The sequence below is a fragment of the Streptomyces sp. NPDC046887 genome (assembly GCF_040644755.1).
GTDB lineage: Bacteria > Actinomycetota > Actinomycetes > Streptomycetales > Streptomycetaceae > Streptomyces > Streptomyces lichenis.
On the sequence record NZ_JBEYXH010000017.1, the window covers coordinates 18,585 to 40,258 of the forward strand.

Genomic DNA, 21,674 nt, shown 5'->3' on the forward strand with positions numbered 1-21,674 from the left:
CAGCGCATCAATCGACAAGTTGGCGAAGCACGTACTGATGCGTGCCGATGCCGGGAGGGCTGACCGCCGAGCGTGGCCTGGGGGTGAGGGGGTCAGGCTCTGTCCGGAGTGGAGCCCCAGTCGACCACTCGTAGTCCAGCGTTCACCATCTGCATTTCATCAACATGCAGTTGTTGTGTCGGGGTGCTGCCGTGTCGCTCGAGCCATCGCTGTCTGCGAGCACGCTCGCGGGCGGTAAGGCTGTTCCCGTCGTCGTAGTGCAGGCCCACATCCCCGAGCGGACCTGCCTCGTGTGCGGCCTGTCGCACGAACCCGAATTCATCGGGGCTGCGGGACAAGGTGACGAGGGCCCAGGCCGTGGCATAGTCCAGGGAGGGGCCGTGCTGGCGTATGAGGCGAAGGGTGTGCCACTGGCGCAGTGGGGCGAGTAACCAGCGTCTCGTGAGTGGGTTCATGGCGTGTCAGCTCCAGGTTCGGTATGGGCAGAGGGCATCCAGCGGGTTGCGGCGTTCTGGAGGTCGGTGCTGCCAAGCGCGCGCAACGTCTGGGTGAGGGCCCGGAGGAGCACCTCGCGCTGCTGCGGGGTTCGCATCTCAGCGAGCAACTGGTCGACGAACCGGGCGACTTCGTCCTCCACGGTGTCGCGTGTGGAATCGCGCGGCGGAGTGAGCCCCCGGACCGCGTCCTGTACTTGTTTGAGTTCGGCGAGCCGCTCTGGGTACTGGTCGATCCACCAGACGGTGCGCTGATCGGGGTCGGACAGGACGGCCCGGAGGAAGTCGATGCGGCGTCGAGTCTCCTCTCGGCCCAGGTCTCCTTGCTGTGCGCGCCGGAGGTGCTCCTGCGCGAGGGCCTGGTCGGCGTCCGACACCGTCAGGCAGGCCATGCCGTGCACAGTGAGTCCGGGTTCGGGGGCGAGTGGGCGCGCGATGACCGCGTTCACCGCGTCCCGAGCAGCGGGGATGGCCAGGACGGTGTGGCGCCTGAGGATACGAGCCGCATGCTCACGCAGATGGTTTCGGGCAAGCGAGTCCGGTGCGTGGTGCTGGAGTGGGGAGCCATCGTCCAGGTTCCACGTGCCGTTGATGGCGACGGCGAAGTGGAGGCTGGGTACGCGGCTGGGTATGTGCTCGTCGCGCAGGCTGAAGGGAGTTCCCGCTTCGGGGGTGACCGGGGCCGTCGCCGTGTCGTATGCCGAGGGTGACGGCCCCGGGGCGCTGCGGCGCCGGGCGAACAGACTCATGCTTCGGACTTGGCCGGCTCTCCTTCGTCAGCGGACTGTCCACCGGGGTCTTCGGCCTTCTGGGGCGGTGGAGTCTCCTGTGCGGCAGCGGGCAGGATCCGGTTGAACACCTTGACCCGGCGGGCCCGTCCCTCCGGCGTCGTGGCACTCTGGCCCACCAGGAGATCGGCTGTGCGGGCGTCGACAATGCTGCCGGTCAGTACTTCCGCGGTGATGTCCACCGCATGGTCGTCGGGGACCGCAGGAGTGTCCAGCCATGCGGCCAGTGACTTCTTGGCTTCGTCGGCAGCGGGTTCATGACGCCAGGCCGCACGCCATCCTCGTACGAAGATGTGGTCCTGAAGACTCGTCTCGTCGTCGGCGCGCAGGTCTTCCACCAGCGCCAGGGCGCGCGGTGCGTCGCCCGTCAGCTCGGTCAGCGCCAGGAAGGCCCGCGTGCCGGCCCCCCGGATCCTGGCATCGTCGCTCTCAGCCCAGTCGACGATCTCGCCCAGAACCAGGGACCGGAGATCCGGCTCCGCAGCCAGGTCGCGCACGGCCGCGGCGACAGCCTGTGCACCCCGCTGGTCGCCGCGGCCCGCCAGGATCCGCAGGCGGGTCAGGGCGACGCGCGGGTACTCGTGTCCGAGCCGACCCGCACACACCTCGGCCACCGTCCGGGCGAGCGCCTCGCTCAGCCTCTCCTGACCAGCGGCGTCGTAGAGGTACTTGCGGACCGCCACACCGATACCCGGATGCGTCGCGGTGCTCTCCAGCACGCCCGCGGCCAGACGGCGCTGCGGCTCGCTGTCCGCGGCGATCCACTCCTTGACGATCCCCAGGACCGCCTGGCCTCCCGGCCCCGTGGCCAGCTGTGTGAGCGCCTCGGCGACCTGCGGACGGCACTTCGCGGCGATGCCCTTCGGCATGGTGATCTGCGAGGCCCAGCGTAGGAGTCCACCGCGCAGATGCGGGCGTTGAACCCAGACGTGCGCCAGCACCGCCTCGTCCAGGCCGCGACGCACAGCGCTGAGCGACAGGCCGTCGTCCTCGGTCCGGGCGGCGTCGATGATCTCGAGGCGTGTCTCCAGGTCCGGTCCCGCCAGGGCGCCACCGGCCGGCACTTTCCCCTTCACCTGCTTAAAAAGCTGGTCGGCGGCGGCCATGACGACATCTGCGGGATGTCCGTCGAGCAGTGCGGTCGAGATGAGCAGGGCACGGTCACGGAGGTGCTCCTCCTCGTCGTGATCCTTGAACCACTTGCGGAGATGCTTCTGCCACCCCTCGAACTCACCCTTCACCTCCTCCTGATCGTTGTCCTTCGCGTCCGCGATGATCTCAGCGAGCCAGACGGCGTCGTCGGGTGCTGTGGCAGAAGTAAGCAGCTGGGCCAGATTGCTGGCTTCTTCCAGCCAGGAAAGTCGCTCGGCCCTGAGCTCCTTCAGATGGGACCGGGCGACGTCCAGGGCGGGAGGGGCCATGTGTTCGATCCGAGGGATGTTCGCTCGATTCCGAGGCCGCCAGGTGGCAGGGGTGGCCAGGATCACGAGGTAAGCCCCCGCAGCGGAGACTTCCTCCTGGTAACTGCTCAGTCCGTCGTAGAAGTCGTCGGGGAGGCTGCTGTAATCGGACAGGTCAAGCACGAAGCCGTGCTGGGGCGTTGCCGGCAGCTGCTCCGTGCGCGGGCGGTCCCAGTCCAGGACGAGGCTCTGGAGATTCTTCGGCTCCACCCCGGCGTCGCGCAGCACGCGCAGGGCCGTGGTCCGGCGCCCGGTGCCGTCGGGGCCGGTGAGCACAATGACGCTGTGCCGGCCCATCGTCTGTTTGAGCAGCCGGACCCCCCGTGCGACCTGCCCCTCACCCGACGCGGACGCCCCCTCCGCGTGGACATACACGTGGTCCACCAGCCGAACCTCGTCCGCGTCGACCGTCACAGACTTCAGGTACTGCCACTCGCGCACATAGCGGTGGTGATGTTCCTCGTAGTCCCCCGCCACCTGCTTGACCACGCCGTTCTCGGAGGCTTCGGCCTCCTGGTGGATCTGTGCCTCAGCGGACTCGGCTGCGGCGCTCATGACCGCCGCTCCGGACGGAAGGTGATCTGGTCCCGGCCCACCTGCGTGATCCGGGATTTTCCCGAGGCCTTCGCTCGTTGGCTGACCACCCCGACTTGCGGTACAGCCTGCGGATTCTCGTCCCGCCACTGCTTCACATACGTGAGCAGCTCGCGGCCTGCCTGAGGATCCTCGTCCACTGCGTCCTGCAGCCGCACGGCCCATGCCGCCGCCAGGTCCCCGGCGCGGTCATCCCGCTCGTCCTCCAGTACAGCCAGGAGTGCCTCGCGGTCCCGGTCGAGCCGGTCGAGCTGACGAACCGTGGCCAGTTCTCCTCCGCGCCCGAACCAGCGCCCCAGCCAGTCCCGGAACCCACGCCATCCATCCCCCGTCATGGCCACGGCCAACGCCGACGCGGCTGCCGTCCCCACCGTGGCCAGTTCCCCTGATACGTCCAAGATCACCCTCATCTCTGCGTCTTGCAGCAACGAGGCCCATCTGTTCCCTTCATTCCCCCGCTTTCATGACTACAGGAAGGAACGTGACGCGTTCACAGCGTTCCATGTCCGGAACCAGGCGCTGCTTGAGGATCGCTCATAGCTTGTCTGTCCTGTCGCGCTGGAGCTGTCGGATTCTCGCTGCAGCGCGCACTGAGCGAAGACGTTTGCCCCGTACGTGGGATTTGGCTTCAAGGAGAGAAGAACCCCGCCCTTGTACCAGGTGCGGGGTTCTTCGTCGTCGTAGGATGCGCAGCTCCGCTCCGGGAACAGATCGCGTGCGATCAGGCTCGCAGGCGCGTTTTCTGCCCCATCGACCGCGAGAGCCGCACCCCCGCCAGGGGTGCGGCTCCTTCGCGTTCCGCCGTGGGCGGCTCGGGCGGGGCCCGTTCCGTCCCGCCCAGCGGCCGGGGCGGGCCCGGCCGGTGGGCGGCGGCTGCTACTTGCGGATCAGGTTGCGCAGCACGTACTGCATGATGCCGCCGTTGCGGTAGTAGTCCGCCTCGCCGGGGGTGTCGATGCGGACGACCGCGTCGAACTCCACCCCGGTGTCGGTGGTGACCTTGACCGTACGGGGGGTGGTGCCGTCGTTCAGCTCGGTGACGCCGGTGATGGAGAAGGTCTCCTCGCCGGTCAGGCCGAGCTCCTGGGCGGAGCCGCCCTCGGGGTACTGCAGCGGCAGCACGCCCATGCCGATGAGGTTCGAGCGGTGGATGCGCTCGTAGGACTCGGCGATGACGGCCTTGACGCCGAGCAGCGCGGTGCCCTTGGCGGCCCAGTCGCGGGACGAGCCGGAGCCGTACTCCTTGCCCGCGAGCACGACGAGCGGGATGTCCTGCTCGATATAGTTGCGGGAGGCGTCGTAGATGAACGACACCGGCGCGTCGCTCTGCGTGAAGTCGCGGGTGTAGCCGCCTTCCGTCCCCGGCGCGATCTGGTTGCGCAGGCGGATGTTGGCGAAGGTGCCGCGGATCATGACCTCGTGGTTGCCGCGGCGGGAGCCGTAGCTGTTGAAGTCGCGGCGCTCCACACCGTGCTCGGTGAGGTACGTGCCGGCCGGGGTGTCGGCCTTGATGGCGCCGGCCGGGGAGATGTGGTCGGTGGTGACCGAGTCGCCCAGCTTGGCCAGCACCCGGGCGCCGCTGATGTCGCCGACCGGGGACGGCTCCATCTCCATGCCCTCGAAGTACGGGGGCTTGCGGACGTAGGTGGACTCGCTGTCCCACTCGAAGGTGTTGCCGGTCGGGATGGACAGCGCCTGCCACTGGGCGTCACCCGCGAAGACGTCCGCGTACGAGCTGTTGAACATGTCCTCGCCGATGGCGTTGGCGACGACGTCGTTGACCTCGGCCTCGGTGGGCCAGATGTCCGCGAGGTGGACCGGCTTGCCCTCGGTGTCCAGGCCGAGCGCGTCGCGGGTGATGTCCACCTTCATCGAGCCGGCCAGCGCGTAGGCGACGACCAGCGGCGGGGAGGCCAGGTAGTTCATCTTGACGTCGGGGTTGATCCGGCCCTCGAAGTTGCGGTTGCCGGAGAGCACCGAGGTGACGGCCAGGTCGTGGTCGTTGACGGCCTTGGAGACCTCCTCCGGCAGCGGGCCGGAGTTGCCGATGCAGGTGGTGCAGCCGTAGCCGACCAGGTTGAAGCCGACCTTGTCGAGGTACGGGGTGAGGCCCGCCTTGTCGAAGTAGTCGGTGACGACCTTGGAGCCGGGGGCCAGGGTGGTCTTGACCCAGGGCTTGCGGGTCAGGCCCTTCTCCACCGCCTTCTTGGCCACCAGCGCGGCGGCGACCATGACGTACGGGTTGGAGGTGTTGGTGCAGGAGGTGATGGCCGCGACGGTGACCGCGCCGTGGTCGAGCTCGTAGGTCGAGCCGTCGGGGGCGGTGACGGTGACCGGGTTGCTCGGCACGCCGTCGCTGTGCGCGGGGGCGTCGGAGGCCGGGAAGGACTCCTTGCCCGCCTCGTCGACGGAGTCCACGTAGTTGAGGACGTCGGAGGCGAACTTCTCGGCGGCCTCGGCCAGGACGATGCGGTCCTGGGGGCGCTTGGGGCCGGCGATGGAGGGGACGACGGTGGAGAGGTCCAGCTCCAGCTTCTCGGAGAAGTCCGGCTCGGCGGCCGGGTCGAGCCAGAGGCCCTGCTCCTTGGCGTACGCCTCGACCAGGGCGACCTGCTGCTCGCTGCGGCCGGTGAGCTTGAGGTAGTTGAGCGTCTCGCCGTCGATCGGGAAGATCGCGGCGGTGGAGCCGAACTCCGGCGACATGTTGCCGATGGTGGCGCGGTTGGCGAGCGAGGTGGCGGCCACGCCCTCGCCGTAGAACTCCACGAACTTGCCGACGACGCCGTGCTTGCGCAGCATCTCGGTGATGGTGAGCACCAGGTCGGTGGCGGTGGTGCCGGGCTTGAGCTCGCCGGTCAGCTTGAAGCCGACGACGCGCGGGATCAGCATGGAGACCGGCTGGCCGAGCATGGCGGCCTCGGCCTCGATGCCGCCGACGCCCCAGCCGAGCACACCGAGGCCGTTGACCATGGTGGTGTGCGAGTCGGTGCCGACCAGGGTGTCCGGGTAGGCCTGGCCGTTGCGCACCATGACCGTGCGGGCCAGGTGCTCGATGTTGACCTGGTGGACGATGCCGGTGCCGGGCGGGACGACCTTGAACTCGTCGAACGCGGTCTGGCCCCAGCGCAGGAACTGGTAGCGCTCCTTGTTGCGGCCGTACTCCAGCTCGACGTTCTGGCCGAAGGCGTCGGCGGTGCCGAACTTGTCGGCGATGACGGAGTGGTCGATGACCAGCTCGGCCGGGGCGAGCGGGTTGATCTTCGCCGGGTCGCCGCCGAGCTCCTTGACGGCCTCGCGCATGGTGGCGAGGTCCACCACACAGGGGACACCGGTGAAGTCCTGCATGATCACCCGGGCCGGGGTGAACTGGATCTCCTGGCTGGGCTGGGCCTGCGAGTCCCACTCGCCCAGGGCGCGGATGTGGTCGGCGGTGATGTTCGCGCCGTCCTCGGTGCGGAGCAGGTTCTCCAGCAGGACCTTCAGGCTGTACGGGAGGCGCGCGGAGCCCTCGACCTTGTCCAGCCTGAAGATCTCGTACGACTCGTCGCCCACGCGCAGCGTGCTGCGGGCGTCGAAGCTGTTCGCCGACACGACAGTCTCCTTCTTCAATGTGCGCGTTCCCACCGCATCCTGCCGCGACGACTCTTCGCCGATCCGCTAAGGTAAGACTTAGTTAGGCAACCCTTACCGGGTCGGCGTGGCCGCGGTGCCGCTGCGGTGCGCCTTCCGACAGATATCTCGATGTCGAGATAACTCTAGTACATGACCGCGGCGCGGTCATGCCCGGACGCGTGTGACCGGCGCCATCCGGCCTGCCCTCCCTCACAGGCATGCCGGAAAGCCAGCCCGCCTCCCGTCAGGGATACGCCGGAAGGCAAGGCGCCGGTCGCACCGCGCCGCCCCGCGCGGCCTCCCGTCCCGGGTACCCCGCCACCCCGCCCCGTACCGCCACCCCTGCCACCCGTCCGGCCGGCCCCAGCGTGCGCGCCCCTCTCCCCCGCCCCACCATGAGGCCGGGACATGCCCACCGCGGTGACCCTTTCGGCCGTCACCCGTTGGACCACCCCCGGCGCGAAGTCATCTCATATCTGAGATAACCTGCCGCCATGTCAGACGACTACCTCGTACGCATCGGCAAGCTCATCCGTGACGCCCGCCAGCATCGCGGCTGGACGCAGACGCAGCTCGCCGAGGCGCTGGCCACCAGTCAGAGCGCCGTCAACCGCATCGAGCGCGGCAACCAGAACATCAGCCTTGAGATGATCGCGCGCATCGGTGAGGCGCTCGACAGCGAAATCGTGTCCCTCGGCTACTCGGGGCCCATGCATCTGCGGGTGGTCGGCGGCCGCCGGCTCTCCGGCGCCATCGACGTCAAGACCAGCAAGAACGCCTGTGTCGCCCTGCTGTGCGCCTCCCTCCTCAACAAGGGCCGCACCACTCTGCGCCGGGTCGCCCGCATCGAGGAGGTCTACCGCCTCCTCGAAGTCCTCAACTCCATCGGCGTCCGCACCCGCTGGATCAACGACGGCCTGGACCTGGAGATCATCCCGCCCGGTCACCTGGACATGGCCGCCATCGACGCCGACGCGGCCCGCCGCACCCGCTCCATCATCATGTTCCTCGGCCCGCTGCTGCACCGGCTGCGCCAGTTCAAGCTGCCCTACGCGGGCGGCTGCGACCTGGGCACCCGCACCATCGAGCCGCATATGATCGCGCTCCGCCGGTTCGGCCTGGACATCACCGCCACCGAGGGCCTGTACCACGCCGAGGTCGACCGGGACGTGGTCCCCGACCGCCCCATCGTCCTCACCGAGCGCGGGGACACCGTCACCGAGAACGCCCTCCTCGCCGCCGCCCGCCACGACGGCACCACCGTCATCCGCAACGCCTCCTCCAACTACATGGTCCAGGACCTCTGCTTCTTCCTCGAAGCCCTGGGCGTCCGGGTCGAGGGCATCGGCACCACCACCCTCACCGTCCACGGCGTCCCCCGGATCGACGTGGACGTGGACTACTCCCCCTCCGAGGACCCGGTCGAGGCGATGAGCCTGCTGGCCGCCGCGGTGGTCACCGAGTCGGAGCTGACGATCCGCCGGGTGCCCATCGAGTTCCTGGAGATCGAGCTGGCGGTCCTGGAGGAGATGGGCCTGGACCACGACCGCTCCGGCGAGTACGCCGCCGACAACGGCCGCACCCGCCTGGTCGACCTCACGGTCCGCCCGTCCAAACTGGAGGCGCCGATCGACAAGATCCACCCCATGCCGTTCCCGGGCCTGAACATCGACAACGTGCCCTTCTTCGCGGCCATCGCGGCCACCGCGCAGGGCCAGACCCTCATCCACGACTGGGTCTACGACAACCGGGCCATCTACCTCACCGACCTCAACCGCCTCGGCGGCCGCCTCCAGCTCCTGGACCCCCACCGCGTCCTGGTCGAGGGCCCCACCCGCTGGCGCGCCGCCGAGATGATGTGCCCCCCGGCGCTGCGTCCGGCCGTGGTCGTGCTGCTGGCGATGATGGCCGCCGAGGGCACCTCGGTGCTCCGCAACGTCTATGTCATCAACCGCGGCTACGAGGACCTGGCCGAGCGGCTGAACTCGGTGGGCGCGCAGATCGAGATCTTCCGGGACATTTGACACGACGATGCCGCCGCACCCCGTCTGACCTGCTATTTAGCGGGTCAGGGAGGGGTGCGGCGGCATGTCTGGGACTTCTCTGGGACTTTGGGCCCCGCAGCGGGCTACGAGCCACACTCCACAGGCTCTGCCGACCGGCCACGGCCGCAGCTACGCGAAGATCGCGTCGATGGCGGCGCTGCCCCATGCGCCGGCGCGGGGCAGGAAGTGGGAATACTTCCGCAGCGTGAACCCGGGATCTGAGTGCCCCAACCACCGTGCCAGGGAAACAACCGATTCGCCAGCCTCCAGTTCCTCGGAGGCGAAGAAGTGGCGCAGGGCGTGAAAGCCGTGCTCCCGGGACGGCTCCCACACGCGAGAACCGTCGGTGCTGGCCTCGTCCAGCGGGGCGATCACACCCGCCGTGGCCAGAGCGGGCTTCCACACGTAGGAGTTGAAGTAGTTCCGGTTGATGGCCTTCCGCTCGCGTCCCGTGACCAGGAGGTTGTACGTCCTCGGCCGCCGGTGCTTGGCCCCCACCGGCGTCTCGGCCGGAGTCGGGTCGTCCCAGGGCAGCGTGACCGGCACCGGCGCGAACTCCTTCATGTGCTGCCGGATGGCCCGAGCCACACTGGCCGGCAGCGGCACGTTCCGGACCTTCCCCTTCGGGAGCGCGAAACACAGCTTCGCCCGCACCATCTTGACCTGCCGCCGGACGTGCACGACCTCGTTCTCGAAGTCGATGTCGTCCGCTGAGAGACCGAGCGCCTCCCCTTGGCGCAGCCCAAGACCTGCTCCGATCACGAGGAGGAGCCGGTAGCGATCCGGCAGGGCCTCCCGTACGGCCAGGACCCGTTCGGGCCGCCACGCCTCGACCCTGCCGGGGGCGGCAGCCGGAGGGCCGACCGTGCTGGACCGGCATGGGTTGCGTCCGAGGCGACGGTCCTCGACGGCCGCCTGGAGGACGCTGGAAAGCGTCCCCCAGACCAGACGGATAGTAGTCGGACCGAGGTCCTTCTCCAGCCCCCTTCTTCCAATGGCGCAGGACTTCCGTACCGATGGCGTTGAGCGGCTGAGCACCCAGGTGGGGAACGATGTGCCGACGCACCCTCTGCTCGATCCGCTCGATCGTGGACGGGTCCCCGCTCTGGGTGGGCCACCAGTGGGTGGCGATGTAGTCCTTGAATGAGATGGCCCCGTCGCGGGGATCGACGAACTCGCCACGGCGTGCGTCGGTCTGGGCCTGGGCGAGCCAGGTCTTGGCGTCCTGGAGGGCGTCGAAGGAACGGTCCTTGACGCCGGAGATGCCCTTGACGCGGTATCGGGTGCACTTGCCGTACATGGCGGTGCGGTCGCGTTTGGCGGTTTTCGGGTTCGGTCGCTTCTTCAACCATCGGTCTTCTATGTAGCCGGCCAGGTGGAACTCCTTGCCCTAGAAGGTGGAGACGGCGCTCTATGGCGCTGAAGGCGTCAGGCGCTGAGCAATCGCGTCAATCGCTCCTGAGGTGGGGCGTTGAGTGGGTTGAGGGCCGGGTTGGAGCGGGAGTCGGCCTGTTCCTGTTCGCGGACCCAGGCGTCGAGCGCTTCGAGCCGGTACATGACGCGACCGCGGGTTCCCATACGGAAGCTCGGGGGTCCCTGGCGACGGTGGCGCCAGACGTAGAGCGTGTGGGGTGAGAGGCCGAATAGTCGGCGGCGTCCTTCACGGTCAGGAACGCCGTGCGTACAGCAGCCGGAGAAGAGGGGGCAGCGGAGGTACCGAGCACGGGGCGCGCAGGCATCGGTGATCTTCTGTGAGGTGCGACAGGGAACGCGACGGGCGGACGGGATGCCCGTTCACCGGCCGCCCGGTGGCTGGGGTGATTCAAGAAGGGAATCCACGGAGGAGCCGTCAGTGGGCTTCAAGCTAGGGTCGGAGTGCGGCACCCATCGGCTCGCCCGACCGCCCCAGGAAGGCCGATGTCCTCTTCGAGCAGGTGCCAGGGGATCTCGGCCGGTGTCGGCTTCCGGAGGCAGTACGCGAAGCGTTCGGCGAGGCGCGTCCATGCCGGCGCACTCGGCGACCGTGACGATGTGCGCTGCGGCCTGGTCACCGTTCCGCAGCCATGCTGCGATACGCGCATCGCGCAGAGCGGAGACGGTACTGCCGAGCGGCGAACCGACCTGATGAGCTTCCAGCACCGCCGCCCGCGCCTGGCGCCAAACGTTCCGGTAGGCGGGTGCGGTCAGCGGTCGCCCGTCGTCCAGAACGAATACCAGATCGTCGGGGCCGAGGCTGCGACGAGCGATCTGCTCCCTCAAGATCGCGACCAAGGCCCGGCCTACAGGAACGTGCCGCACGGTGGACGGGGCGTCGGCGCCCTCTACGCGGCTCTCTCGCCGCCGCGAGTGGACCAGCAGGAAGCCGTGCCCGTCATCGTCGAGTTCCACTTCTCCCACTCGTAGCATCAGCGCCTCCTCCGGTCGCAGCGCGGCGAGAGCAATGGACGCCAGCAAGGCCCTCAGCGTGGGTCCGTTCTGCGGCTGCGCCGCGGCCTAGTCCAGAGTCGAAAAGCACTGCCGATCAGTCAGAAGAAGCGTTCCTTTTTCAGTAACTGCGGTCACGGAGAAGCTCCTTGGAGTAGAGCACGGGGACTGGACAGATTGCCCGGCTCGCCGCGCGCGGCTTGGGGCAACCGAACATCTTCCCGGCGGCCTCGGCCTTCGCATCGCTCACCGCGGAGGCGGCCTGCATCGCCACCTCGTCGGCCGCTGCGGCGGCGTCGAGTGGTGGCGATGCAGGCCCGGAGTTCCGAAGCCGAGCCCCCGGCCGCCCGGTCGTCCGCTTCGGGATCGCCCGTCTCCCCCGGATGCGCCCGACCGCTCAAGTCCGTCGCCGACCGCTCAAGTCCGTCGCCGAACGCGCTGGTCACGGCCCGCACCGCCTCGGTCAGCTCACCCGGGATCACCCAGAACGTGTTGTTGTCGCTCTGCGCCAGGTGGGTAAGGGTCTCCAGGTACTTGTGGGCCAGGATCTTAGGGTCGGCGTTGTTGCGGTGGACCGCCTGGAACGCCCGCTCCACCGCCTTGGCCTCGCCGCGGCCCGCAGAATGGTGGCCTGCTGCGTGCCCTGAGGGCCCCCCGTACTTCCGGCGAACGCCAGGTCGCTTCCATCGGCGAGTCGTTGCGCACCATCTCGAACAGCAGGCGGGCGCGTCCCCGGGTGGAGTGCTCCTCCTGCTGGGTGGCCCGGTAGCTGGGGCACATCACCCCTCCCTCGGAGGACCGGCACTTGCCCACGCCGACGCAGCGCGCCGCCGCCCGGCTACCACCGCCGCCTGCGGCACGTCTTCTACACGGCCGCCCAAACCGCCATGATGCGCCCCGGCCCATCCCGGGACCATTACCTCAAGAAGCGCGCCGAAGGACTGATCCACACCCAGGCACTGCTCGCCCTCGCGCGTCGCCGAGTCGACGTCCTCTGGGCCATGCTCCGTGACAAGAGGCACTTCACGCTCACACCACCAGCCACCCAATCGGCTTGACACCATCATTGAGACTCACTCCATGAGTGCATGCGCCAGGTCGAGTGCTGCAGGATAGATGACCAACGGGGCCCCCGGGGCGGCGTGATTGAGACGTCAGACATCTCGATCAACAACTCGGGGGCCTCGCTCGTTGCGCGTCACGGCCCATCACCCGATCGGTGGCCAACTCGAAGAAGCTCACTGAACGCTCAGGAATTATTCATGTACCAGAATGCGGCACCCATGAATACCGGCAGCGTGAAAGCCATTTGCAAGATCCACGGGGTGGCCGTTCCGTCATCGCCCTTGGTGGGGTCTTCGGCTCGTTCGGCCATATATTCGTGAAGCGCCTTCCAATGACCGATGACACCCGCGGCCAGCGCCAAGTTGATAGCGCAGTAGAGGGGCAGCAAGTCGGTGATCGGCCATTTGTTGACATAACTATAGAGAACCGCGGCTATGAACGTCGCCGCAGGACCACAGGAGACGAAGACCTTCTGCCGCGTATTGACCATGCCCGGAAACATCACAGAAAGGTAGAGAGCGACACTGGCCGCTGCGAATATCCACCACAACGGTGAGGTTTTGTCTAGCATCAATACTCTCTCGTTACAGGAGGGCCCGGCTGGCCCTCTCGTTCAGATTGGCGGCGAGGGTGTCGCCTCGCCGCCAATCAAGATGACCGCTGCCCCTACGCCGTGAACCAGCCGACGATGGAGGAAACCGTGTCGTGCGCGCCCTTGATCACGTTCTTGCCGATGTTGGTGGCGGCCATGGAGCCAGCCAGACTACCCACAGCACCGAGGCCGATACTCAGTGCCATGCCTGCGGCCCCGGTGTAAAACTGGTCGCTGCCCCAGCCGTACGCCTTGGCGTTGTACAGCGTGCTGATACCGGCGAAGACGAGCGAGGCGGCGCCGAGGCCGGCGGCCAGCAGTTGTCCGCCCGGGACGAACGCGACGGCGACCGCCGCCATGCCGAGACCCGCGCTGATCTTCGCAGTGGTTGTGGCCGCTGAGGCGGCACTCGACGTCTATTCGTCCTTGATGTCGCCTATGCTGACCGCGTCGTTGCTTGCGGTGTTGCCGGGGTCAATTTTGTTCGCCTGGTTCTGGCGAGCCTGCTCTGCGGCTTGGGCTGCTTCTGCGGAAATTTCGTCCTGTCGCTTCTGCTCGGCAATGCTTTGGGCCTCGGAAGCAGCGGCCTTCGCCTCGCTGGCGGACTTGCCCGCAGCGATGGAGTCGGCGTATGCGCGGTCGGCTGCGGCCTGTGCGCTATTGGCTGCGGTCACTGCGGAGTGTGCTGAACTGATGGCTTGATTGGCCGAATAGTTGGCTTGTCGGCTCGCGGTGCGGGCGGCCGATGCTGCCGTGGCCGCTGTCTTGGCCGAGGCTTGTGCGTCTGCGGCCGACTTATCTGCGGCTGTGGCCGACTGTGCGGCGTCACGAGCGAAGTCCTGCGCATCCTGTGCCGAAGCCGAAGCCTGCCTGGACCACTTTTCCGCGTCCGTAGCTGCCTGGCGTGCCTCAGCCGCCGCCTTTGCCGCAGCGCACCCTCACGTTCCCCGGAGGGAACGAGGCCGTGGAGGTCTACCGGTTCACGGAGGATGGGGTCGCGGCATCCATCAAGACGATCTCGTTCGCCACCCCGTCCAACGCCCCCAGCGACCGCCAGTCGATTGTCAACGGACGGCCGATGTACCGGATCACCGCAGGGGCGCTGACCGGCTACTGGGTCCCTGCCACGAGCGTCACCACCGATGGGCAGGGTGCGGGCCGGGCCTGATCCCGATCGGCGGGATTCGGACACCTCACCGACGCCAGCACGCCGCCATAGGCCGGGATTTGGCAGTCGGCGGCATCACACGGATCCGACTATGGGATCTTCTCACTTTTCACATACGATCCACATTCGCCATTGAACTGCCCTTGGGGGGTACACAGTCATGTCCGGTTAAGAGGCGTGCCGCCGTCGGCCGTAGACGGTTCATACGCTTGGCGGGCGGCACGCCGCCGGTGCGGCCGTCGTCGGTGGCGGGACGTTCACCGCGATGGCGACGGGCGTCTTCGACAAGCCGACGCCCGACCGTTCGGCAACATGCCGCGGTCGCTAGCGCTGAGCGTGCCCGGTGGCACCGGTGGGGCGTACCAGATGCCCCTGCCCCCGCTGCCGGACCCGCTCGACGACGGTTACGCCTCCGTACCGAGCACGCCGCGCCGCATCCCGTACGCGGACGGCAAGCCGAACCCCCCGGGTGGTCGAGAAGGACATACCGACCACCATGCCGTTCAAGTTCAAGCGCGCCGGCTTCACGATGGTCAAGGACCTCCCCGAGAGCCTGCGGCCTTGGCGCAACCGGCCGACGACGTGGGAGAACGTGCCCCCTCCCCTGCCGTCCGTGCACCACCTGAACACCCAGGGTGCGTACATGTACTGGAAGCCCACCACCAGCAGCACTCCGAAGCCGGGCCCCGTGGGATACGACCACCCCGTGGGGCAGATCCAGTTCGGTCTCGGCTGCATCGCCAGCTACCGCACCGAGACGAACGCCACCCGCAAGGCGCTGTTCCTGAAGCGGGCCAAGGACCAGGCGCAAGCCTTCCAGGACCTCGAAGGGCTGCCCGAGCATTTCTCCTGCCGCAGTAAGCATGAAGCGTGATCTATCGGACACCGCTGACCGCACCTCGCTGCGTCACCTGGCGCCGGAGCCCTCTGCCCGGTTCGGGTGGGGCGGCGTGTTGTTTCCGCCCGACATGTCAGCCCCGCTGCCGCAGTGAGCGCAGCGCGCCCAGCGCCCCTCCCCGAGGAGCCGACCGTGTCTCCAGAGCACTACCTTCCGCGCGAGCACCAAGCAGCACACCTCGCGGCCACGTTACGGACGTTCATCAGCCGGACTCCCGCTCGCTCCGGAACCTGGCCGACTCAGCTGACCATGCGGCGAAGACGGTGCGGAGAGCGGAGGCGACAGGGCGAAGCCGAACCGGCACACCCAGCGGACGGAGGTGAGCCGCCCATTGCCGCGTAGGAACAAAGCCGACCTCCAGCGCATAGCCCCGGCCCCGCCCATCTTGTCCTGTCCTGCGACGAGGAGAACCGACAGGTGTCCGGCAGTCGTAGGAGTTCTCTGGGACTTTTCTGGGACTTCCGGCTTCACCAACCGGCACGAGCGTGAAACAACTGAAAGACCATTTGCGCAGGTCAGCGACCAAAGACCCCTCATCATGGCAGGTCAACGCGCTGGCTGGTCTCTTCCGGGACATCTGACACCTGGGTGCCGCCGTGCTCCGTCCGACCTGCCGCTCGGTGGGTTGGGGTGGGGTGCGGCGGCGTCAGGGAGTGAAGACCTGGTCGAGACGGTCGATGGCGCCGTCGGTGCCGAGGTGGTACGCGAACACCAGCCCGCTGTCGGGGTGCGCGTCCAGCCAGTCGATGAACTCCTGGACCCCGATGGGCTGGTTCTCCGTGCTCGCCACGATCGGGGTCGTCACCGTGATCTGGGCGGCCTGGTCGAGCGGCTGCCAGATCTCCTTGCCGACCGTCTCGAAGGGCGGCCCGTCGGTGTCCAGCTCGGGGCAGCCCCAGTTGCCGTACTTGACGATCAGGCTGAGGCTCCCTCCCTCAGGGGTGTAGCGGTAGACGGCGAGCTCGTCCGGTGAGATCGGCATCTTGTGGTCGCAGCCGTCGTCCGCCCCATCGCCGCCCTTGGCGGACGGTGACGGTGTGGGCGAGGCGGCCGGCTTGGCCGCTGCGGTGGGCGTGGCGGCGGGCGGGGACGGGGTGGTGGCGTCGCCTGCGGGCGACGGCGAGCCGGTGGGCGCGGCACCGGTGGTGGCGTCTGTCGAGGGAGAGGCCTCCGCGCCGGGCTCGGTGGAGGTGGATGCCGGCTGCGTGCTCGGGGTTCCCGCCGCTCCCGTCTCGTCCCCCTCGCAACCGGTCAACGCCAGCACCATGACTCCGGCCAGACACGTACCGGCCACCATCGTCCACGCCCCGCGCGGTCTCGGCCGCGCCGCCGTCCCGGTTCTCGTCCGGCTGTCTGCCATGGCGGGTCCCCCCTTGGCGGGCCCGCTCCCCAGCCGGCCCTCGTTGCGCACGATGTTCGCGGCTGAGGACGCCTTTCGGCCAGTGGCAGGTTCGCGTCCCGGGGGGTCTTTGCGTACTCGTGACGTACGCCTGCCGCCCTCACCTCGGTGTGCTCCCCGCGTGCGTGCGCAGCCGGTCGCCGACCGTGGCCGCCACGGCCTGCCAGGCGTCGTCGATGAAGAAGTGGTCGCCCGGGAAGGGGGTCAGCTCGAAGGGGCCGGTGGTCTGCTTCTGCCAGGCGGCGACCTCCGGTAGCCGGGCGTCCTCGTCCTGCTCGCCGGCCAGGGCGGTGATCGGGCAGGTCAGCGGGGGCCGCTCCGTGTGGGTGTAGGTCTCGGAGGCGGTGAAGTCGGCGCGCAGCATGGGTAGGAGGAGCTTGCGGAACCCGGGGTCGGTCAGCGCGCGCAGGGTGCGGGAGCGTTCGCTGAGGCGGGCCAGGAACTCGGGGTCGGGGAGGTGGTGCAGGACCTCCTCGCGCAGGGGGAGGTGGGGCGCCCGGTGGCCGGAGACCAGGAGGCGCACCGGCTGGACACCGTGCTCGGCCACCAGGATGTGGGCGCATTCGAAGGCGAGCAGGGCGCCGAGGCTGTGGCCGAAGAGGGCGATGGGGCGGTCGGTCGGACTGGGGAGTCTGGTGCGGATGTCGGCTAGGAGGTCGTCCCAGCGGTGGCGGGGCGGTTCGCTGATCCGCTCGCCGTGGCCGGGCAGTTGCATGGGGCGGACCTCGATGTCCGGTTCCAGGTGGCGGCGCCAGCGGACGTAGTTCTGGGCGTTGCCGCCCGCGTAGGGGAAGCAGAGCAGGCGCAGGGGCTCAGTCATGGCGGCCCGTCCCGATCAGGGTCGAGGCGATGGTGCGGAGCAGGACGTTGGAGGTGCCCTCGTAGATCTTGCCGGCCTTGGCGTCCCGGTAGAACCGCTCCACGGGGTAGGCGTCGGTGTAGCCGTTGCCGCCGAGGGTCTCCACGGCCACCGAGGCCGCCCGTTCGGCCACCTCGGAGGCGACGTACTTCGCCATGGCGGTCAGCCGCATCAGTTCGACGGGGTCGGTGCCGCGGGTGCAGAGGTCGACGGCCTGGTAGAGGAGGGCTCGGGCTGCGGCCAGGTGGGCGGCTGCCGCGGCCAGGGGGAATTGCACGCCCTGGTAGTCGGCGATCCGGCTGCCGAACTGCTCCCGGTGCCGGCTGTAGCCGACGGCCGCTTCCAGGGCCCCCTGGGCGAGCCCGACCATCTGGGCGGCGATGCCGAGCCGGCCGAGGTCCAGTCCGGCCATCGCCACGGTCTGCCCGCCGCCGGGCGGGCCGACGCGCTGGGCGGTACGGACCGGGGTCCGGTCGAAGACCACGTCCGAGGTGGCCGCCGCCCGTACCCCCAGCTGCTCGACCCGGTGGTCCAGGGAGACTCCGGGCGCGTCGACGGGGACGACGAAGGCGGTGGGGCCGCCGTCGTCCAGGAGGGCGAAGGCGAGCAGCAGATCGGCGTTGCGGGCGTTGCTGGTCCAGCGTTTGCGGCCAGTGAGGAGATAGCCGGTGCCCTCGTGCCGGGCGGTGGTGGCGAGGGCGAAGGCGTCGCTGCCGGCCTGCTCCTCGGAGAGGGCGAAGGCGCCGATCCTGCTGGTGGCCAGCTGGGGTAGGTACTGCCGGCGCTGGTCGCCGGAGGCGTGCCGCAGCAGGGTTCCGGCGACGAGGACATTGTGCACATGGATGCCGACGGCGACGCCGGGGTCCACCCGGGCCACCTCCTCGATGGTGAGGATCAGCTGGCAGAGGGTGCCGCCGGCACCGCCGTAGCCGCGGGGGATCTCCACCGACATCAGGCCGGATGAGAAGAGGCGCTGACGGAGCGTGGGGTCAAGTGTGGCCGTCTTGTCCATGGTGGCGGAGAGCGGGGCGATCTCCTGCTCGGCGAACCGGCGGACGTGCTCGCGCCACTTCCGGTTGTCCGGGTGGTCCGGGTGGTCGGGGGTCGTGGTCACCGGGTCTCCTCTGCCGTGGCCGGGTGAAGGGCTCCCAGCGCGCTCGCCAGCTCGGCCACCGTGCGGCCGGCCAGCAGTTCCCTCACGGGCAGATCGAGTGCGTACTCCTTGCGCAGCCGGGCGGTGAGCCGCATCGCGGCGAGTGAGTGCAGGCCCAGCTCGGCCGGCGCGTCGCCTGCGCCGATCTCGGGAAGTTCGAGGACTTCGGAGAGCAGGCGGGCGAGCAGTCGTTCGGGGTCGGTGCCGGGGACGGTGAACGCCTTGGCCGCCGCGGTGTCCGGGGCGGGGAGGGCGGCGATGTCCACCTTGCCGCCGGGGGTGGTGGGGATCCGGTCGATCCAGTGCACCGCTACCGGGATCATGTGCTCGGGCAGGCGGGCGTGGAGGAGGTCGCGGAGGGATTCGGCGGGCGCGGGGGCGGGGTCGTCGGGTACGGCGTAGCCGACGAGCCGCTGCGCCCCGCCGGTGCCGTGCACGGCGACCACCGCCGATCGCACACCGGGCAGTTCGCGCAACGCGGCCTCGATCTCGCCCGGTTCGACGCGGAAGCCGCGTACCTTGACCTGCGCGTCGGCGCGGCCGAGGAAGCGGAGCTCCCCCTGAGGGGTGGTGGTGGCGAGGTCGCCGGTGCGGTACATGGGGAGAGGAGCGGCCAACGGGTCGGTGGTGAAGCGCTCGGCGGTGAGGGTGTCGCGGTCGTGGTAGCCGGCGGCGACCGCGTACCCAGCCACACACAACTGGCCGGTGGCGCCCGGCGGTACCGGGCGGTCGTGGGCGTCGAGCAGGTACGCCCGCTGGTTGGGCAGGGCGCGGCCGATCGGGATCGGCTGCTCGGCGCGTACCTCCTCCTCGCGTACCAGGTGGTAGGTGGAGACCACGGTGGCCTCGGTGACCCCGTAGAGGTTGTAGAGCTGGATACCGGTGTCGGCGAACCGGTCGAACCAGGGGCGGAGAAGGGCGGGTTCCAGTCGGTCGCCGCCCAGGAAGACCCGGCGCAGCGCGGTGTCGTCGGGCAGTTCGGGCACCAGGTGCTCGAAGAGCGAGGGGGTCTGGCTGAGCACCGTCACCCGCTCCTCGGTGATCAGCCGGGCCAGGGTGCGCGGTTCGCGTACGGTCTCCCGGTCCACGACGACCAGTGAGGCGCCGTTGCCCAGGGCGCCCCAGATCTCCCAGACCGAGTAGTCGAAGGCGAAGGAGTGGGCGAAGGTCCACACGTCCTCGGCCGTGAAGCCGAAGACCTCGCGGCCGGCGGCCAGCAGGCTCTGGACATGGCGATGGGTGATCGGCACGCCCTTGGGCCGTCCGGTCGAGCCGGAGGTGTAGAGGAGGTAGGCGGGGGTGTCGGGGCCGGGAGTGGAGGGGGACGGTGGAGGGGTGTCGGCGGCTTGCTGGTTCGCGTCGGTGAGGGTGACGACGTGGGCCTTGTCCAGCCGGAGGGCTTCGTCCGGCGGTCCGGCGGTGAGGACCAACTCGGCGCCGGAGTCGGACAGTACGTCGGCCAGCCGGTCCGCCGGGTACTCCGGGTCCAGGGGGACATAGGCCGCGCCGGCCTTGAAGACGCCGATCATGGCGGCGATGAGGTCGATGGAGCGGGGCAGGCAGAGGCCCACCCGGCTCACGCCGGGGCACCGCCGGTGCAGGGTGGCGGCGATCCGGTCGGAGTAGGCGTCCAGCTCGCGGTAGGTGAGGGTGCGGGTTCCGCAGCTCACGGCGGGCGCCTCGGGGTGCTGACGGGCATGGCGTCGGAAGGTGTCGTGCAGGGTCTCGGTGCCGGGCTCGGTGAGGGGGGTGGTCTCGGGGTGCGGGGTGCTCGGGAAGGTCAGCTCCGCCAGGGTGACGTCCGGGCGTTCGATGGCCTGGGTCAGTACGGCGACGACGTCGTCGGCGATGCGTTCCGCCACCTCGTCGGAGACGCTTCGGCGGTCGTGGACGATCCGCAGCGGCATCTCCTCGCCCGGCATGATCACCATGGTGATCGGGAAGTGGGGCCGGCCGTCGTAGACGAGTTCGGTCATCTCCGCCCCGACGTCCGCCAGGTCGAAGTCCGGCATGGGCACGTTCTCGTAGGAGACGCTGCTCTGGAGCACCGGTGCGGTGGAGTCGGTGTCGAGCAGGGACTGCGTCTCGGGCAGCGGTACGGCGCTGTGGCCGCTCGCCTCGATGACATGCCGGCCGAACCCCCGCAGCCAGGGCCGCAGCGCCGCCGTGGGCTCCAGCCTCCGGCGCAGCGGCAGGGTGGCGATCATGGGGCCGAGGATGTCCTGGGACCCGACCAGGTCGGGGGGCCGGTGCGCCATGGTGATCCCGCAGGTGAGATCCGTACGGCCGAGGAAGCGGCCCAGCACGATGAACCAGGCCCCCTGCGCCAGCGTGGCGAGGGTCAGCTGCTCGGCGCGGGCCAGTGCGGTCAGCCTGGGCGCCAACTCGCCGAGGATCCGTTCGACATGGGCGTGGGTGGGCTCGCCCGGGGGCACTTCGGTGCCGCCCAGCCGCACCTGCTCCACCGGCTGGTAGCCCGCCAGCTCCTCGCGCCAGAACTTCCGCGCCTGCTCGGGGTCCCGGTCGCGCCACCAGGAGAGGTAGTCACGGTAGGGCCGCCCGGGCGGCACCGCCGGCTGCCCGCCCCGGCACAGCACCCGGTAGTGGTCGATGAAGTCCTGGATGGCCAGGGTGAAGGACCAGCCGTCCATCAGCAGATGCGAGAACCGCCAGGAGAAGGTCCACCGGTCCTCGCCGCGCCGGATCAGGGTGCTGTGCATGAGCGGCACCTCGGCCAGGTCGAAGCCTTCCGCCCGTTCGGCGTCCAGGGAGGATTGCAGCCGGTCCCGCTGGGTCTGGTCGTCGAGGTCGCGCCAGTCCAGGGTCTCCAGCGGGAGGGTGGCGGAGCCGTGCACGACCTGCACCACGGTGCCGTTCTTGCGCCAGTGGAAGGAGCTGCGCAGGATCGGGTGCCGGTCGACCACCAGTTGCCAGGCCCGCTCGAAGTGCTCGGGGTGCATCGTCCCGGAGAACTCCAGCCCCAGCTGCTCCACATAGATGCCCAGGCCCGGTTGGGCCAACTGCTCGTAGAGCAGGCCCTGCTGGATCGGGGAGAGTTCGTAGATGTCCGCGATATCGCGGACCGGCCGCCGCCCGGGAGTGCCGTCGCCAGTCGTCACAGCG

17 protein-coding genes and 3 pseudogenes are annotated in these 21,674 nt (G+C 69.2%); 5 read left to right on the forward strand and 15 right to left on the reverse strand.

Annotated features, from left to right (window positions below):
• Positions 1-451: 451 nt before the first annotated feature.
• The 4 genes from ABZ945_RS17640 to acnA form a co-directional block, all read right to left on the reverse strand.
• Positions 452-1,243 carry a hypothetical protein gene (locus tag ABZ945_RS17640; RefSeq protein WP_361269936.1) on the reverse strand — a complete coding sequence of 264 codons (792 nt, stop codon included), beginning with the start codon at positions 1,241-1,243 and terminating at the stop codon, positions 452-454.
• Positions 1,240-3,297 (reverse strand): hypothetical protein, encoded by a 2,058-nt coding sequence (locus ABZ945_RS17645; RefSeq protein ID WP_361269939.1) that lies wholly within the window; start codon positions 3,295-3,297, stop codon positions 1,240-1,242. Before ABZ945_RS17645 ends, ABZ945_RS17640 begins: the two co-directional genes overlap by 4 nt.
• A complete protein-coding gene (locus ABZ945_RS17650; protein WP_361269942.1) occupies positions 3,294-3,746 on the reverse strand; it encodes a hypothetical protein in 453 nt (150 codons plus the stop codon). The genes ABZ945_RS17645 and ABZ945_RS17650 overlap by 4 nt, the downstream gene beginning before the upstream one ends.
• Before the next feature lie 466 nt (positions 3,747-4,212).
• A complete protein-coding gene (gene acnA / locus ABZ945_RS17655; protein WP_361269945.1) occupies positions 4,213-6,927 on the reverse strand; it encodes an aconitate hydratase AcnA in 2,715 nt (904 codons plus the stop codon).
• Positions 6,928-7,442: 515 nt separating this feature from the next.
• Between acnA and ABZ945_RS17660 the strand changes: the two genes are divergently transcribed.
• Positions 7,443-8,972: a UDP-N-acetylglucosamine 1-carboxyvinyltransferase gene (locus ABZ945_RS17660; RefSeq protein WP_361269948.1), complete on the forward strand. Its 1,530-nt coding sequence runs from the start codon at positions 7,443-7,445 to the stop codon at positions 8,970-8,972.
• Positions 8,973-9,122: 150 nt separating this feature from the next.
• Here ABZ945_RS17660 and ABZ945_RS17665 read toward each other — a convergent pair whose 3' ends face one another.
• Positions 9,123-9,755: a site-specific integrase gene (locus tag ABZ945_RS17665; protein ID WP_361269950.1), complete on the reverse strand. Its 633-nt coding sequence runs from the start codon at positions 9,753-9,755 to the stop codon at positions 9,123-9,125.
• Positions 9,756-10,421: 666 nt separating this feature from the next.
• The gene (locus tag ABZ945_RS17670; protein WP_361270154.1) at positions 10,422-10,781 is read right to left on the reverse strand and encodes a helix-turn-helix domain-containing protein; all 360 of its coding nucleotides are present in this window, start codon (positions 10,779-10,781) and stop codon (positions 10,422-10,424) included.
• Positions 10,782-10,910: 129 nt separating this feature from the next.
• Between ABZ945_RS17670 and ABZ945_RS17675 the strand changes: the two genes are divergently transcribed.
• On the forward strand, positions 10,911-11,396 hold the full coding sequence (locus ABZ945_RS17675) for a hypothetical protein (protein ID WP_361269953.1): 486 nt from the start codon (positions 10,911-10,913) through the stop codon (positions 11,394-11,396).
• A 142-nt stretch (positions 11,397-11,538) separates the two neighbouring features.
• On the opposite strand, the pseudogene ABZ945_RS17680 reads toward ABZ945_RS17675, so the two are convergent.
• Positions 11,539-12,063: pseudogene (locus tag ABZ945_RS17680) on the reverse strand (hypothetical protein); the annotation flags it as partial.
• Positions 12,063-12,257 (reverse strand): annotated as a pseudogene (locus ABZ945_RS17685) (hypothetical protein); the annotation flags it as partial. The pseudogenes ABZ945_RS17685 and ABZ945_RS17680, both read right to left, overlap by 1 nt.
• Between ABZ945_RS17685 and ABZ945_RS17690 the strand changes: the two are divergent.
• A pseudogene (locus ABZ945_RS17690) lies at positions 12,257-12,475 on the forward strand (IS110 family transposase); the annotation flags it as partial. The pseudogenes ABZ945_RS17685 and ABZ945_RS17690 overlap by 1 nt on opposite strands.
• A gap of 191 nt (positions 12,476-12,666) precedes the next feature.
• On the opposite strand, the gene ABZ945_RS17695 reads toward ABZ945_RS17690, so the two are convergent.
• The 3 genes from ABZ945_RS17695 to ABZ945_RS17705 all read right to left on the reverse strand — a co-directional run bounded on the left by ABZ945_RS17695 (position 12,667) and on the right by ABZ945_RS17705 (position 13,748).
• Positions 12,667-13,053 (reverse strand): hypothetical protein, encoded by a 387-nt coding sequence (locus ABZ945_RS17695; protein WP_361269956.1) that lies wholly within the window; start codon positions 13,051-13,053, stop codon positions 12,667-12,669.
• 95 nt (positions 13,054-13,148) lie between these two features.
• The gene (locus ABZ945_RS17700; protein WP_361269959.1) at positions 13,149-13,433 is read right to left on the reverse strand and encodes a hypothetical protein; all 285 of its coding nucleotides are present in this window, start codon (positions 13,431-13,433) and stop codon (positions 13,149-13,151) included.
• Positions 13,434-13,490: 57 nt separating this feature from the next.
• The gene (locus tag ABZ945_RS17705; RefSeq protein WP_361269961.1) at positions 13,491-13,748 is read right to left on the reverse strand and encodes a hypothetical protein; all 258 of its coding nucleotides are present in this window, start codon (positions 13,746-13,748) and stop codon (positions 13,491-13,493) included.
• A 290-nt stretch (positions 13,749-14,038) separates the two neighbouring features.
• Between ABZ945_RS17705 and ABZ945_RS17710 the strand changes: the two genes are divergently transcribed.
• Positions 14,039-14,242: a hypothetical protein gene (locus ABZ945_RS17710; protein ID WP_361269963.1), complete on the forward strand. Its 204-nt coding sequence runs from the start codon at positions 14,039-14,041 to the stop codon at positions 14,240-14,242.
• A 496-nt stretch (positions 14,243-14,738) separates the two neighbouring features.
• A complete protein-coding gene (locus ABZ945_RS17715; RefSeq protein ID WP_361269966.1) occupies positions 14,739-15,116 on the forward strand; it encodes a hypothetical protein in 378 nt (125 codons plus the stop codon).
• Positions 15,117-15,786: 670 nt separating this feature from the next.
• On the opposite strand, the gene ABZ945_RS17720 is transcribed toward ABZ945_RS17715, so the two are convergent.
• The 4 genes from ABZ945_RS17720 to ABZ945_RS17735 form a co-directional block, all read right to left on the reverse strand.
• The gene (locus tag ABZ945_RS17720) at positions 15,787-16,500 is read right to left on the reverse strand and encodes a hypothetical protein (protein ID WP_361269968.1); all 714 of its coding nucleotides are present in this window, start codon (positions 16,498-16,500) and stop codon (positions 15,787-15,789) included.
• A 139-nt stretch (positions 16,501-16,639) separates the two neighbouring features.
• The gene (locus ABZ945_RS17725) at positions 16,640-17,359 is read right to left on the reverse strand and encodes an alpha/beta fold hydrolase (protein ID WP_361269971.1); all 720 of its coding nucleotides are present in this window, start codon (positions 17,357-17,359) and stop codon (positions 16,640-16,642) included.
• Positions 17,352-18,512, reverse strand: a complete 1,161-nt coding sequence (locus tag ABZ945_RS17730; protein WP_361269973.1) for an acyl-CoA dehydrogenase family protein — start codon at positions 18,510-18,512, stop codon at positions 17,352-17,354. The genes ABZ945_RS17725 and ABZ945_RS17730 overlap by 8 nt, the downstream gene beginning before the upstream one ends.
• Entirely contained in the window at positions 18,509-21,670 is a 3,162-nt protein-coding gene (locus ABZ945_RS17735) for an amino acid adenylation domain-containing protein (RefSeq protein ID WP_361269976.1), read from the reverse strand. The genes ABZ945_RS17730 and ABZ945_RS17735 overlap by 4 nt, the downstream gene beginning before the upstream one ends.
• Between the last annotated feature and the right edge of the window lie 4 nt (positions 21,671-21,674).

Excerpts from the sequence above, each read along its gene's own strand:
- ABZ945_RS17640 (WP_361269936.1), bottom strand. The coding sequence starts at position 1,243 with ATGAGTCTGTTCGCCCGGCGCCGCAGCGCCCCGGGGCCGTCACCCTCG.
- ABZ945_RS17645 (WP_361269939.1), bottom strand. The coding sequence starts at position 3,297 with ATGAGCGCCGCAGCCGAGTCCGCTGAGGCACAGATCCACCAGGAGGCC.
- ABZ945_RS17650 (WP_361269942.1), bottom strand. The coding sequence starts at position 3,746 with ATGAGGGTGATCTTGGACGTATCAGGGGAACTGGCCACGGTGGGGACG.
- ABZ945_RS17660 (WP_361269948.1), top strand. The coding sequence starts at position 7,443 with ATGTCAGACGACTACCTCGTACGCATCGGCAAGCTCATCCGTGACGCC.
- ABZ945_RS17675 (WP_361269953.1), top strand. The coding sequence starts at position 10,911 with ATGTCCTCTTCGAGCAGGTGCCAGGGGATCTCGGCCGGTGTCGGCTTC.
- ABZ945_RS17695 (WP_361269956.1), bottom strand. The coding sequence starts at position 13,053 with ATGCTAGACAAAACCTCACCGTTGTGGTGGATATTCGCAGCGGCCAGT.
- ABZ945_RS17700 (WP_361269959.1), bottom strand. The coding sequence starts at position 13,433 with ATGGCGGCGGTCGCCGTCGCGTTCGTCCCGGGCGGACAACTGCTGGCC.
- ABZ945_RS17715 (WP_361269966.1), top strand. The coding sequence starts at position 14,739 with ATGCCGTTCAAGTTCAAGCGCGCCGGCTTCACGATGGTCAAGGACCTC.
- ABZ945_RS17720 (WP_361269968.1), bottom strand. The coding sequence starts at position 16,500 with ATGGCAGACAGCCGGACGAGAACCGGGACGGCGGCGCGGCCGAGACCG.
- ABZ945_RS17725 (WP_361269971.1), bottom strand. The coding sequence starts at position 17,359 with ATGACTGAGCCCCTGCGCCTGCTCTGCTTCCCCTACGCGGGCGGCAAC.